Genomic DNA, 12940 nt, shown 5'->3' with positions numbered 1-12940 from the left:
CCCGCTGGACGGCGCGGGCGGTGTTCGCTACACAAGCGCGAGGTATCGGGAGGGTTTTCGTGCGTGCACTTGTCGCCTGTGTGATTGTTTTGGGGCTTGCTGCCTGCGCGGATCCGCTGTCGGGGGTCGACCGGTTGTCGGATGTGGACGTGCCGGCAAGCGACACGGCTGCCGTGGCACCGGATGCGGCGGAAGTGGCGCGCGACGGGTTTCTGGGCACCGATGCGGCAGAGGGACGCGACCTGCCCGCAGATGCGGAAACCGGCGCAGACACGCAGGCCACAGCACAAAGCGCTTCACCTGACAAACCACGCGGATTTTTCGGCCGTCTGGTCGACAGCGCGACCGCCGCCGCACCGGAGGCGGCAACACCGCAGACGGCCGCGACCGTCGTCGTGGCGACCCGCAGTCCGGATGCCGACAGCGCAGACAGCCCGCAGGCCACCCAACCGCGCCGCGGCGGATTGTTCGGCCGCGGCGCCGGCAGCAGCGCGCGCAACGGGCCCGACACCGCCGATGTGCCCTATGGCACGGTGCTGGCCTTTGGCGAGATCGCGCGCGTCTGCGAGGCGCGGGGCAAGCCGCTGGGCACGCGGGTCGAGAACATGGGCGGGCGCGGCTTTGCGCTCTATGACACCAACCCCGGCATCAAGAGCAAGCGGACGTTCTACCTGACCGGATTTGACGACAAATGCCCGCGCCAGTTTACCGCCGCCACGGCGCTGGTGGGTGCGCCGTCTTTCTACGAGGTGCTGCGGTTCGGACCGGCGGGGCGGCATCTGCCGTATGCCGCGACGGACAAGGCCTATGACAAGGTGAAAGCCTCGGTCTGCAAGGTGGGCAAACGCAAGCCGTGCGACGCGCGGCGGATCGGCAGGCTCGACAAGAATACCGCGTTCCTGAGCGCCTATGAATACGCCGAAACCAACGGCCGGTGGAAAGAATTCCTGATCCACGATGGCGCGGTGCTGGCCAGTGCTGTCAAGACGACCGACTAGACCCCGACGCCCTAGTAGTGCGGCGGACGTTCATCGCCGATGACCACACCGCCGGTGGGATCGCTGTCGCGCTCGGCCTCGCGGCGCATCAGCATCTCCACACGCCGCGTCAGCAGCGCAATTTCGGTTTCCTGCCGCGCCACCACATCGGACAGATCGTCCACGGTGCGCATCAGATGGGCCAGCTTTTCTTCGATATGTTCCATGCGCCGCTGCTACGCGGTGCAGGGCATTTTGGCAATGGCAGGGCAATCCAAAGGACGCAGCAAAGCTGCGACGCCATTTGCGGGCGCCCCGTGTCGCGCGCGGGGCTGGCGGGGGCGCAGGGGGCGCGCAGGGGGGCGCAACGCTTGCCCCGCTGGCGACCATCCGCTACGAGGCAGGGCAAAGAACGGACCGTTCCAGAGGATTGTCATGGCCAAGCCCAAGAAGACCCCGCGCCCCAAGGCCGAAACCCCGCGTGGATTTCGCGATTATTTCGGTGCCGAAGTCACCCAGCGTGCCGATATGCTGGCCAAGATTGCCGCCGTGTACCACCGTTACGGGTTTGATGCGCTGGAGAGCAGCGGAGTGGAGCGGGTCGAGGCGCTGGGCAAGTTCTTGCCCGATGTGGACCGCCCCAACGAGGGCGTTTTCGCGTGGCAGGAAGATGCAGAGGCCGAAAAGCCCGGCGACTGGCTGGCGCTGCGCTATGATCTGACGGCCCCTTTGGCGCGCGTTTACGCCCAGCACCGCAACGATTTGCCCACGCCCTACCGCCGGTATGCGATGGGCCCTGTGTGGCGCAACGAAAAGCCCGGTCCGGGCCGGTTCCGCCAGTTTTACCAATGTGATGCCGACACCGTCGGGGCCGCCTCGGTCGCGGCGGACGCCGAGATTTGCGCGATGCTGGCCGATTGTCTGGAAGAGGTGGGCATTGCCCGCGGCGATTACGTTGTGCGGGTGAACAACCGCAAGGTGCTGAACGGGGTTCTGGAGGTCGCCGGATTGGCGGGCGACGACAAGGACGCCGAGCGTGGCATCGTGCTGCGCGCCATCGACAAGCTGGACCGGTTGGGGCCGCAGGGTGTTCGGGCGCTGCTCGGGGAGGGCCGCAAGGACGAGAGTGGTGATTTCACCGACGGTGCGGGGCTGGATGTGGCGCAGGCCGAGGTCATCATGGGCTTCATGCAGGCCAAGCGCGACAGCGGTGCCGAAACGGTCGAGCGGTTGCGCGAACTGGTTGGTGACAGCCAGACGGGCCGGGACGGTGTAGACGAGTTGCAGACGATCGAGGGTCTGCTGGCGGCGGGGGGCTATGGCCCCGACCGTATCGAGATCGACCCGTCTGTGGTGCGCGGTCTGGGGTATTATACCGGCCCCGTGTACGAGGCCGAACTGACCTTTGACATCACGGACGACAAGGGCCGGGTGCGCAACTTCGGCTCTGTTGCGGGGGGCGGGCGCTACGACGATCTGGTCAAACGCTTCACGGGGCAGGAGGTGCCCGCGACGGGTGTGTCCATCGGGGTGGACCGGTTGCTGGCCGCGCTGCACGCCAAGGGCCGCATGGACGCGGCCGCGCAGGGCCCCGTTGTCGTGACGGTGATGGATAAGGCCCGCATGGCCGATTATCAGGCGATGGTGGCCGAGCTGCGTCAGGCTGGTATCCGTGCGGAAGTGTATCTGGGCAACCCGAAGAATTTCGGCAACCAGTTGAAATACGCCGATAAACGGTCCAGCCCCGTGGCGATCATCGAGGGCGGCGACGAGCACGAGAAGGGTGTGGTGCAGATCAAGGATCTGATCTTGGGGGCCCGGATCGCGCAGGAGGCGACGCTGGAGGAATGGAAGGACCGCCCCAGCCAGTACGAAGTGCCCCGCGCCGATCTGGTGGCGAAGGTGCGCGAAATTCTGGAGCTTTACGCCTGATGTCGGAGCGGGGCCGGACCAACGCGCGCGCCGCCGCGTTGCGCGCCGCATTCGAGCGCGAGGGCGCGCAGGTGGTGGAGCCGCCGCTGTTGCAATCGGCGGAGACGTTGCTCGACCTTTATGGCGAGGACATTCGCGCGCGGGCCTATGTGACGTCGGACGCGCTGCGCGGGGAGCAGATGCTGCGCCCCGATTTCACGGTGCCGGTGGTGCAGATGCACATGACGGGCGGGGCGGAGCCTGCGCGCTATACCTACGCGGGCGAGGTGTTTCGCCGTCAGGAACGCGATCCGGGCCGCGCCAATGAATATGTGCAAGTGGGATACGAGGTGTTCGACCGCGCCGATCCGGCCGCCGCCGACGCAGAGGTGTTCGCGTTGATCGCGGGGCAGCTGGAGGGCTTGGATGTGCGGCCCGTTACAGGGGACATCGGCATCCTGATGGCGGCGGTTGCGGGCTTGGATACATTGCCGGCCCGCAAGGCGGCGTTGATGCGCCACATCTGGCGGCCGCGCCGGTTCCGCGCCTTGCTGGAGCGCTACGCGGGCGGGGCTGCGCCCTCGGCGGCGCGGCAGGCCGTGCTGGACGGGACCTGCCGGACCGATGCGCCGTTGAACGGCAAGCGCCGCGCGGACGAGATCGAGGCCCGTGTGGCCGCGTTGCGTGCGGACCAGGCGGCCCCGCCGGTGTCGGGGGCGCAGGTGGCGCTGCTGGAGCGGTTGCTGGAGGTGCGCGGCACGCTGCCCGTGGCGCTGGAGCAGCTGCGCGCGCTGGCAGGGGACATGCCCGCGATTGCCGATGCGGTGGAGCGCGTGGCGCAGCGTCAGGCGGCACTGGCGGCGCGTGGCATCGATGTGGAGGCGCTGGCGTTCGAGGCGGATTACGGCCGCACGTCGATGGAGTATTACGACGGGTTCGTGTTCGGGTTCCGTGCGCGGGGCCGGTCCGATCTGCCCGCGATTGCCAGCGGTGGGCGATACGATGCGCTGACCCGGCGGTTGGGGCAGGGCGCGGAAATACCGGCGGTGGGCGGCGTGATGCGCCCGGGGCTGATGCTGCTGCTGGACGGAGAGAGCCGATGACCCTGAAGCTGGGCGTGCCGTCGAAGGGGCGGCTGATGGAAAAGACATTCGAGTGGTTCGCGGCGCGGGGCATCACCCTGTCGCGCAGCGGGTCCGACCGCGAATACGCAGGGGTCGTGGACGGCATCGACGGGGTGTCGCTGGTGCTGCTGTCGGCGGGAGAAATTCCGCGCGAACTGGCGGCCGGGCGTATCCATCTGGGTGTCACGGGCACCGATCTGGTGCGCGAAAAGCTGCCCCTGCATGACCAGTTGGTCACCGATGTGGCCGAGCTGGGCTTTGGTCATGCCGATCTGATCATCGCGGTGCCGCAGGGCTGGATCGATGTGGACACGCTCGACGATCTGGATGCGGTGGCGGCGGCCTTTCGGCAGACCCATGGCATGCGGTTGCGGATCGCCACGAAATACCACCGGCTGGTGCGCGATTTCCTGCGCGAGGCCGGTGTGGCCGATTACGCGCTGATCGACAGTCAGGGCGCGACCGAAGGCACCGTGGCCAACGAGACGGCCGAGGCCATTGCGGACATCACGTCCAGCGGGGAGACCCTGAGCGCCAACCATCTGAAAATTCTCGAGGACGGTCTGGTGCTGCGCAGTCAGGCGACGCTGTGGCGCAGCCGTGTGGCCGAGATGGATGCAGACGAGAGCGCCACGCTGGCCGCGTTGCTGGACCGGCTGTCGGTCTAGGCCTCAGGACGGACCGCCGCGCCCCGCCGCGACCCGCGCGGGCGGCTAGAGGACGCCGATGTCGGCCAGTGCCTTGTTCAGCTCGACCGGCAGGGCGTCTTCCTTGCTGCGGCCCTTGGGCAGATCGGCGGGCGCGTCCGCCGGATCGAGATAGCGCCACCCCTGAAACGGGCGGCGCAGGGCCGTCACCGTCGGGATCACCTCGGCGTCGAGCACGATGGCGCACCGCCGGATGCCGTCGGCGCCGATTTTCTCGTCCAGACGGATCACCCGCTGGCGTGCGGCCACTTCGCCCTTGATGACCCAGTAGATCGATCCGCCGTTGATGATTTCGGCCTCGCGTTTGGGCCACATGCGCGTCAGGTGGTAGTAATCGCCGTTCACGATCTGCTTGGACCGGCGGCGCTGCCAGTCGATCATTTGCTCGACGCTTTCGCTGCCCACCGACAGCTTGATCAGATGCACGAATTTACTCACAGATCTATCCACCGCCTTATCCACAGACTCACCCCGCGAGCCACGACATAAAGTAGGGGTTTCGCAGAAAACTGCAAACTGTGGTAGGATGACGCGGCAGTACCGGGCCGTTTTACTGTGGCCTTTTGCGCAGGTCCGTCTATTGTCCGTCCCCCGTCCATAGCCATCCGAGGAATCGCAATGACCGCTTTTGCCGCCCCTATCGCCGAACAGATCTGGGACATGAAATACCGTTTCAAAGCGGCAGATGGTACGCCCAAGGATGCCACGGTCGAGGACACCTGGCGCCGCATCGCGCGGGACCTTGCGCAGGTCGAAAGCGACCCTGCCGCGGCGGAAGAGACGTTCTATGACGCGCTGTCGGATTTCAAATACCTGCCTGCGGGCCGGATCACCGCCGGGGCGGGCACGGCACGGCGCGTGACGCTGTTCAACTGCTTTGTCATGGGCACGGTGCCCGACAGCATGAGCGGCATTTTCGACATGCTCAAGGAAGCGGCGCTGACCATGCAGCAGGGCGGCGGCATCGGCTATGACTTTTCCACGATCCGGCCCCGCGGTGCGGATGTGCTAGGCGTGTCGGCGGATGCGTCGGGCCCGCTGTCGTTCATGGATGTATGGGACGCGATGTGCCGCACCATCATGTCGGCGGGATCGCGGCGCGGGGCGATGATGGCCACGATGCGCTGTGACCACCCGGATGTGGAAGATTTCATCACCGCCAAATCCGACGCGGCCCGCTTGCGGATGTTCAACATGTCGGTGCTGATCACCGATCCGTTCATGGAGGCCGTGAAGGCCGACGGGCCGTGGGATCTGGTGTTCGGGGACCGCGTCTACAAGACCGTGCAGGCCCGCGATCTGTGGAACCAGATCATGCAGGCGACCTATGATTTTGCCGAGCCGGGTGTCATTTTCATCGACCGGATCAACGCCGCCAACAACCTGAGCTATTGCGAGACCATCGCCGCCACCAACCCGTGTGGCGAGCAGCCCTTGCCGCCCTATGGCGCGTGTCTGCTGGGATCGATCAATCTGGCGCGGCTGGTGTCGGCCCCGTTCGAGGAGGCAGCCGAGCTGAACATCGACGCGCTCGACACGCTGGTCGCTACGGCGGTGCGGATGATGGACAACGTGGTCGATGTGTCGAAATTCCCGCTGGAGGCACAGGCGCAGGAAGCGCAGGCCAAGCGCCGGATCGGTTTGGGCGTGACCGGGCTGGCCGATGCGCTTTTGATGCTGGGCCTGCGGTATGGCAGCGACGAAGCGGCGCGTCAGACCGAGCAATGGCTGCACGCGATCGCCCGCGCCGCCTATCTGGCGTCGGTGGAGCTGGCCAAGGAGAAGGGCGCGTTCCCGCTGTTCGATGCGGATAAATACCTGGCGTCCGGCACGATGCAGATGATGGACGAGGATGTCCGCGAGGCCATCCGCACCCACGGCATCCGCAACGCCCTGCTGACCTCGATCGCGCCCACCGGCACCATCAGCCTGTATGCGGGCAATGTCAGTTCCGGGATCGAGCCGGTCTTTGCCTATGCCTACACCCGCAAGGTCCTGCAAAAGGACGGCAGCCGCACCGAAGAGGAAGTGGTCGACTACGCCGTGCAGATGTGGCGCGACCTGAAGGGGGATGCGCCCTTGCCCGACTATTTCGTCAACGCCCAGACGCTGGCCCCGCTGGACCACGTCAAGATGCAGGCCGCGGCCCAGAAGTGGGTAGATTCGAGCATCTCCAAGACCATCAACTGCCCCGAGGACATCAGCTTCGAGAGCTTCAAGGATGTGTACATGGAGGCGTGGGACTCGGGCTGCAAGGGCTGCACCACCTACCGCCCCAACGACGTCACCGGCAGCGTGCTGAGCGTCAGCGAGGACAAGAAGGAGGCCCCCGAGGTGATGGCGCAGGACGGGGAGGCCCCGCAGGCCCCCCACGGCGACGTCATCTATATGTCCGAGCCGCTGGACCGTCCGCAGGAGCTGGAAGGCGCGACCTACAAGATCAAGTGGCCCGACAGCGAGCACGCGCTCTACATCACCGTCAACGATCTGATCGTGGGGGGCAAGCGGCGGCCCTTCGAAGTGTTCATCAACTCCAAGAACATGGAGAATTTCGCCTGGACCGTGGCGCTGACGCGGATGGTGTCGGCGGTGTTCCGGCGCGGCGGCGATGTGTCGTTCGTGGTCGAAGAGCTCAAGGCCGTGTTCGACCCGCGCGGCGGGGCGTGGATGGGCGGCAAATACGTGCCCTCGATCTTGGCGGCCATCGGCGGTGTGATCGAGCAGCATATGGTGGCCACGGGGTTCATCGCGGGCGAGGGCATGGGCCTGAAGGCCGATCCGCAGGCCAAGGTCGTGGGACTGGACAAGCCGCGCGGCAAGGCGTGCTCCAGCTGTGGCCAGTATGATCTGCGCATGGTCGAGGGCTGCATGACCTGCGGCAGCTGCGGCCATTCGAAATGTGGCTGATGGCCGGGCTGCGGTGAAGATCAGCCTAGGCCGGGAGCAGGGGATTGGCGCGCGCGGTGTGGGGCCGCGCGTCTTTCTGGGGTGATGCCTGACCTGTTTTGTCCGGCGGCAGCGGGGCAGGGATGCGGCTGTTCGGGCCTGACGTTCTCGGGTGAGTCGCGGGGGCGTCGTTTCATTCAGATGTTTTGAGGATCAAACCCAGCGCCGTGTAGGTCGCATCGAGTACTTTGCGGACTGCCGGGATGAAACGGTCTTCGTCGTGGCTGACCAACCATTGTTCGTGGTCAAGGTCGCGGATGCGGGGGTGCACGCGGACAAGGCCCGGCGTGCGTTCGCCGATGAAACACGGCAGGATCACGCGGCCCAGCCCTTGTAGCGCCAGATCTCTGGCAAGGCGCGGCGCATTTGCTTCCAGTGTGATTTCCGTGTCGATCTGATCGGCGAGCCAGCGGGCCGACGGCGCCTTGGAGGTGACACGTATCCATCCCTGCACCGCGTCGTCGGTGGCGTATCCGGCGAAGGCGACGGTGCCGACTTTGCGACAGGCCAGCCCGGTTCTTTCGGGACGCTGGTTGCGGATGCCGATCACTGCTTCGCGGTGATTGATCTTCATATGATCGGTGGCCGAAATCAGGCGCAGCATGGCGTCGGGCGCGGATTTGGCGATCTGCGGAATATGCGGGGCCAGCGCGTGCAGGGTCCAATGCCCCCCTGACAATTTGACCAGCGTGAGGGGGCGCATGTTTTGACGGTCAAACAGGGGCCGTACCTCGGCGTCGAGGGCCGCGACCCGGGCAAAGAGCGCCTCGCCCTGTTCCGTCAGGTCGTATCCACGCGCGTGCCTGCGAAAAATTTCGATCCCGGTGGCCTGTTCGAGCGCCTGCATGCGGCGTCCGAGCGTTGCGGCGCTCAGCCCGGTTTGCCGCGCGGCCCCGGAAAGGCCGCTGTGTCGGGCGACGGCCAGAAAGAACTTCAGGTCATTCCAGTCGGAGTTCGTTTCACTCATGAAATGTATGTTGCGTTTCTTTGTGTATTTTTACCAGCCGAACTGGCGGAGGATGGGGCCGGAATTGCGGGAGATGCTTCTATGAGATTTCTGGATCAGGATATTTTGCCGATGGGCATGGGGTGTTGGGCGATCGGCGGCCAGTTCTATGCGGGTGCGGAGCCGCACGGGTTTCCCGGCATCGACGACGCGGAATCCGAGCGGGCCATCCGCGCCACGCTGGAGGCGGGCCTGCGGGTTTTCGACACGGCCGCGGTTTATGGTGCAGGGCATTCCGAGCGCGTTTTAGGCCGGGCGCTGAAGGGTACGCGCGATGCGATCGTCGTGTCGAAACTGGGCACCGCCGTCGACGAGGACACGCGGCAGGTCCTGCATGACGAGACAGAGCCGGGCGAGGTGATGCCCGCGATAGAACGCAGCCTGCGGCGGCTGGGCCGGGACCACGTTGACGTCATGCTGCTGCATCTCAACGCGCTGCCCATCGAGACCGCCCGCCCGATTTTCGAGCAGATGGAGCGTGCCCGCGCGCAAGGCAAGCTGCGCGCTTACGGGTGGAGCACGGATTTCCCCGAGAGCATTCGGGCAATGTGTGATCTGGAGGGGTTTGTCGGGGTCGAGCACGCGATGAACATCTTTGTGGATGTGCCGACGATCCAGAAAACCGTTTCCGACAGCGGTCTCGTGGCCCTGTTGCGGTCACCTTTGGCGATGGGGGTGCTGACCGGCAAATACGACAGCACCACGGTGATGCCGGACACGGACGTGCGGTCGGTCAATAGCGTGAAGCGGGATTACTTTCAGGATGCAAAGCCCGCCGCTGCGCATCTTCGCAACCTCGCGGCCATACGCGAGCTGTTGCAGACGGACGGCCGCACGCTTGGGCAGGGCGCCCTGTGCTGGTTGTTGGCGAAATCGGACCGGAATATCCCCGTGCCGGGTGCGCGCACCGAAAGGCAGGCCGCGGAAAACGCAGGCGCCGTGGCATTCGGCCCTTTGCCCGCGCATGTCATGGCGGAGATCGAGACGTTGATCGACCGACCGCCCGAAGGGCCGCCGCGCGCCCGCTAACGCGCCAGCTCGCTGTAGGGGCAGACGTCATTCTCGAACGGCACATGCCGCCAGCGGAAGGGCGCATCCATCACGCATTCCGGCTGGCTGATCCGGTCCATGCGAAAATGCCGGAAGTCATCGCGCGCGGGATCCCATGCCACCAGATACCACAAGGGCTGCAGGATCAGCATGGCTTGCGGTTCGACGGTGCGGTGGGTCTTGGCCCCCTTGGCGTCGCGGTAGTCGAAGCGCAGATGCAGACGTTGGAGAAACGCCGTTTCGAAGGCAGGCAACAACGCGGGGTCCATCGGCCGGATGTCGGAGAGATCCTGAAGCGGAGAAAGCTGACCGATATGGAGACAATCGAGAAACCGCCGCAGATCGCGGATCTTGTCCGAAGGCAGCGCCTTTTCGATCCGTGCCAGTCCGGCATCGGCCAGATCGGAGAAGGGCAGATTGCCGGCGGCGCGCATGGCCGCGACACTGATCAACAGGGCGAAAACCTCAGACACCGACAGCCGCGCCGTGGTCTGCATCGATTGGGGATCAAGCTGCAGCCCGCCCCCGCGGCCTACGTCGGAGTGGATGACGAACCCTTCGTCGCGCAGCGCGCTGATGTCGCGCAGGACCGTGCGGCGCGAGGCGCCGACTTCGCGGGCGAGCTCATCGATGGTCGTGGTGCCGTTGCGGCGCAGGCTGCGCACGAGTGCGTCATGTCGGATGCGAATGTTCATGAAACAACCATAGCACCAATGGTGCCAAATTTTGGCACCTTTTTAACGTAGGACTGAATCGTCAACACCAAACAGGAGAACGGACAGATGGAACGTACTGCAGTAAACCCTTGGGACTGGTCCCTGAAGCTGGGCTACAATCAGGCAGAGGTGGTCGAAGGGGCAAAGCGTCAGGTCACCTGCGCCGGCCAGACGGCGGTGGACGGCGAAGGCAATCCGCAGCATCCCGGCGACATGCGGGGGCAAATCGCGCTGGCGCTGGACAACCTCGAAGCGGTTTTGGCCAAGGCCGGGATGGACCTGAGCCATGTGACCCGGCTTGGCGTTTATGCCACCGATGTGGACGAGGCGCTGAAGAATTTCGATCTGATGGGAATGCGGTTTGGTCCGCACAACGCGGCGCCGCCGATGACCCTTCTGGGTGTGACGCGCTTGGCCATTCCGGGTCTGTTGTTCGAGATCGAAGCAACGGCGGCGGATTAGGTCCAGCCCTTAGGGAGCGGTCGGTCATCGACAGGTGATGGGTGACCGCTCCCCATGCCTAAGCCCGCCCCATGGGTCGGGCGGCATGGACAGGGCCGCGCACACCGGCGGTCGATCAGTTGGTCACGCCCAGCGTTTTCCAATTCTCGTCCGCTTTGGCGATTTTCTCGTCGGTGCCTTTTTCCATGTAGGCAATCGCGCCGTGCGACCCGCCCATGAAGAGTTTGCCGTCGACGATCATCCACGCTTGCGGATCAACCACCGTCTTGCGCCCGAGAGACATGCCGCCCGCACAGAACCCCCCGTAGCGGGGAGCATATTTTTCGGGGTTGCCCTCGAACATCTCGCGGTGCCGACGGACGCACAGCTGCACTTCAGGATCGGTCTTAACCTCGGTGATATCATCGTGGACGGAGACGATATATTCGGGAACGGCGTGAATGTTGCCGCGCGTGTCGAGGCGCTCGCGGATGCGGGTGGTATCGCCGTGACTGCCGCGGTGCGCGACCAGATCGGCACCAAGCTGCCCCTTCATTTCGAGGACCGGGGGACCCATCACGTCAAGAACATCGCGGAACCGCTGCACGTCTATGCGGTTACGAAAGCGGACGGCGATGCCCCGACCGCGCAACCCGTCACAGCCCGAAAGCGGCGCGCACGCGCCGTGGTCTTGGCGGGTCTGTGCGTTCTTGCGGCAGCGATCGCTGGGGTCTGGATGCTCTCTGACCTGTCGCAAGGGACGGGCGATGCGGCGCGGACCAATACGCCACCGGCAACGGCAGCGCCCCTCGAAGCGACACGTCCGACGATTGCCGTTTTGCCGTTTGACAACAGGGGCGGGCAAAGCGATCAGTCCTATTTCGTGGATGGTGTGACAGAGGACGTCATCGCCGCATTGGGCCGTTTTTCGGGGCTGCTCGTGCTGTCGTGGAGCGCGGTCGAGTCCTTGCGAGAGCCCGACGGTTCTGCGCTGGCGCAGGCGAACGATCTGGGCGCGGCCTATGTTGTGAGCGGGTCTGTTCAACGCTCCGGCAACAAGATCCGTTTGAGCGTGCAATTGAGCGAAGCCGCCAACGGCGTCCTGATCTGGTCCGACCGCTATGACGAGGACATTCTCGATCTGTTTGAGGTTCAGGACACGCTGACCCGACAGGTTGTTGCCGCGCTGGCGGTGCGGGTCACGCAAGTGGAAGAGGCCCGCGTCGCGGTCGCACCGACAGACAGTCTGACGGCCTATGATCTTGTGCTGCGTGGCCGCGACATCATGCGCGAAGTCAGTCTCAGGGCCAATGCCGACGCCAGAGGCCTTTTCGAGCGCGCCGTCGCCTTGGACGCGAATTACGCAAGCGCCTATGCCGAATTGGGGTTCACGCACCTCAATGACCTGAAATTTGGCTGGACCCAATGGCCGCAACGCGCCTGGGACGCCGCGCAGTCCAATGCAGACAAGGCAATATCGCTCGATCCGTTCGATTATCGGGCCCATGCGTTGAAAGCGGAGGCGCTCAAGTTTTCAGGGCAGCTGCCGGAAGCGGCACGTCTGATCGACAAGGCGCTGTCGCTCAACCCCAATAGTGCCCAGGGCCATGCCGTGCGCTGCAGCGTCCAGATGTTTTCGGGCGACGCGGAAGAGGCGCTGTTGTCCTCCCAACGGGCGTTGATGATTGATCCCTATCCGCGGGCCGATGAGATCAATTGCCCCATCGTCGCACTATATCTCCAAGGGCAGTTCGAGGAGGTCATCCGGCTGGCCGAGCGGTATCCGCTTGTCTCGAACGACGAGGCGAGCAGCCTGTTCGTGCGCGCGGCCGCCCACGCCATGCTTGATCAAAACGAGGCGGCGACAGCGCTCGTGGCCGAAGGATTATCCCGCTTTCCATTTTTTCGGGCGGCGAATTTTGCCCAGATTTTCAAATCGGAAGAACAGCGCCAGTTGTTTCTGGAAGGGTTGCGAAAAGCGGGCGTCGAGTGACGGCTAGTCCGGTGCCGGTAAAAACCCCGCCACTGTTGCGGCGGCTTGAGGGTTGGCACCCCGCGCACG

13 protein-coding genes are annotated in these 12940 nt (G+C 65.0%); 8 read left to right on the top strand and 5 right to left on the bottom strand.

The genetic code is table 11. The features are described from left to right. Positions 1–59 precede the first annotated feature (59 nt). Entirely contained in the window at positions 60–998 is a 939-nt protein-coding gene (locus K3756_RS13965) for a hypothetical protein (RefSeq protein WP_259988398.1), read from the top strand. 11 nt (positions 999–1009) lie between these two features. Here the strand turns inward: K3756_RS13965 and K3756_RS13960 are convergent, their stop codons facing one another. Beyond that, the gene (locus tag K3756_RS13960) at positions 1010–1204 is read right to left on the bottom strand and encodes a SlyX family protein (protein WP_259988396.1); all 195 of its coding nucleotides are present in this window, start codon (positions 1202–1204) and stop codon (positions 1010–1012) included. Between the two features lie 208 nt (positions 1205–1412). Between K3756_RS13960 and hisS the strand changes: the two genes are divergently transcribed. From hisS to hisG, 3 genes are read left to right on the top strand one after another with little or no spacing between them, the layout of a single operon-like run. After that, positions 1413–2909, top strand: coding sequence for a histidine--tRNA ligase (gene hisS, locus K3756_RS13955; RefSeq protein WP_259988394.1), 1497 nt, complete (start codon positions 1413–1415; stop codon positions 2907–2909). Continuing rightward, the gene (locus K3756_RS13950; protein ID WP_259988392.1) at positions 2909–3991 is read left to right on the top strand and encodes an ATP phosphoribosyltransferase regulatory subunit; all 1083 of its coding nucleotides are present in this window, start codon (positions 2909–2911) and stop codon (positions 3989–3991) included. Before hisS ends, K3756_RS13950 begins: the two co-directional genes overlap by 1 nt. After that, positions 3988–4680, top strand: a complete 693-nt coding sequence (gene hisG, locus K3756_RS13945; RefSeq protein WP_259988390.1) for an ATP phosphoribosyltransferase — start codon at positions 3988–3990, stop codon at positions 4678–4680. The genes K3756_RS13950 and hisG overlap by 4 nt, the downstream gene beginning before the upstream one ends. A 45-nt stretch (positions 4681–4725) precedes the next feature. Here the strand turns inward: hisG and K3756_RS13940 are convergent, their stop codons facing one another. Continuing rightward, positions 4726–5157: a DUF1489 family protein gene (locus K3756_RS13940; protein ID WP_259988387.1), complete on the bottom strand. Its 432-nt coding sequence runs from the start codon at positions 5155–5157 to the stop codon at positions 4726–4728. A 180-nt stretch (positions 5158–5337) separates the two neighbouring features. On the opposite strand from K3756_RS13940, the gene K3756_RS13935 reads away from it, so the two are divergent. After that, complete coding sequence (locus K3756_RS13935; RefSeq protein WP_259988385.1) at positions 5338–7626, top strand: adenosylcobalamin-dependent ribonucleoside-diphosphate reductase; 2289 nt, start codon at positions 5338–5340, stop codon at positions 7624–7626. Positions 7627–7798: 172 nt separating this feature from the next. On the opposite strand, the gene K3756_RS13930 is transcribed toward K3756_RS13935, so the two are convergent. After that, positions 7799–8632 (bottom strand): LysR family transcriptional regulator, encoded by an 834-nt coding sequence (locus K3756_RS13930; protein WP_259988383.1) that lies wholly within the window; start codon positions 8630–8632, stop codon positions 7799–7801. A gap of 81 nt (positions 8633–8713) precedes the next feature. On the opposite strand from K3756_RS13930, the gene K3756_RS13925 reads away from it, so the two are divergent. Further along, positions 8714–9700 carry an aldo/keto reductase gene (locus K3756_RS13925; RefSeq protein WP_259988381.1) on the top strand — a complete coding sequence of 329 codons (987 nt, stop codon included), beginning with the start codon at positions 8714–8716 and terminating at the stop codon, positions 9698–9700. On the opposite strand, the gene K3756_RS13920 is transcribed toward K3756_RS13925, so the two are convergent. Continuing rightward, on the bottom strand, positions 9697–10416 hold the full coding sequence (locus tag K3756_RS13920) for a YafY family protein (RefSeq protein WP_259988379.1): 720 nt from the start codon (positions 10414–10416) through the stop codon (positions 9697–9699). The genes K3756_RS13925 and K3756_RS13920 overlap by 4 nt on opposite strands. Positions 10417–10503: 87 nt before the next feature. Between K3756_RS13920 and K3756_RS13915 the strand changes: the two genes are divergently transcribed. Further along, the gene (locus K3756_RS13915) at positions 10504–10899 is read left to right on the top strand and encodes a RidA family protein (RefSeq protein ID WP_259988377.1); all 396 of its coding nucleotides are present in this window, start codon (positions 10504–10506) and stop codon (positions 10897–10899) included. Positions 10900–11014: 115 nt separating this feature from the next. On the opposite strand, the gene K3756_RS19585 is transcribed toward K3756_RS13915, so the two are convergent. After that, entirely contained in the window at positions 11015–11272 is a 258-nt protein-coding gene (locus K3756_RS19585; protein ID WP_311201699.1) for a YHS domain-containing (seleno)protein, read from the bottom strand. Between K3756_RS19585 and K3756_RS13910 the strand changes: the two genes are divergently transcribed. Continuing rightward, positions 11249–12871, top strand: a complete 1623-nt coding sequence (locus tag K3756_RS13910; protein WP_311201698.1) for an adenylate/guanylate cyclase domain-containing protein — start codon at positions 11249–11251, stop codon at positions 12869–12871. The genes K3756_RS19585 and K3756_RS13910 overlap by 24 nt on opposite strands. The last annotated feature ends 69 nt before the right edge of the window (positions 12872–12940 follow it).

The organism is Sulfitobacter sp. S190 (assembly GCF_025141935.1).
GTDB lineage: Bacteria > Pseudomonadota > Alphaproteobacteria > Rhodobacterales > Rhodobacteraceae > Sulfitobacter.
Note: the sequence above shows the minus strand (reverse complement) of the source record. Positions and strands in the feature narration are given on the sequence as shown.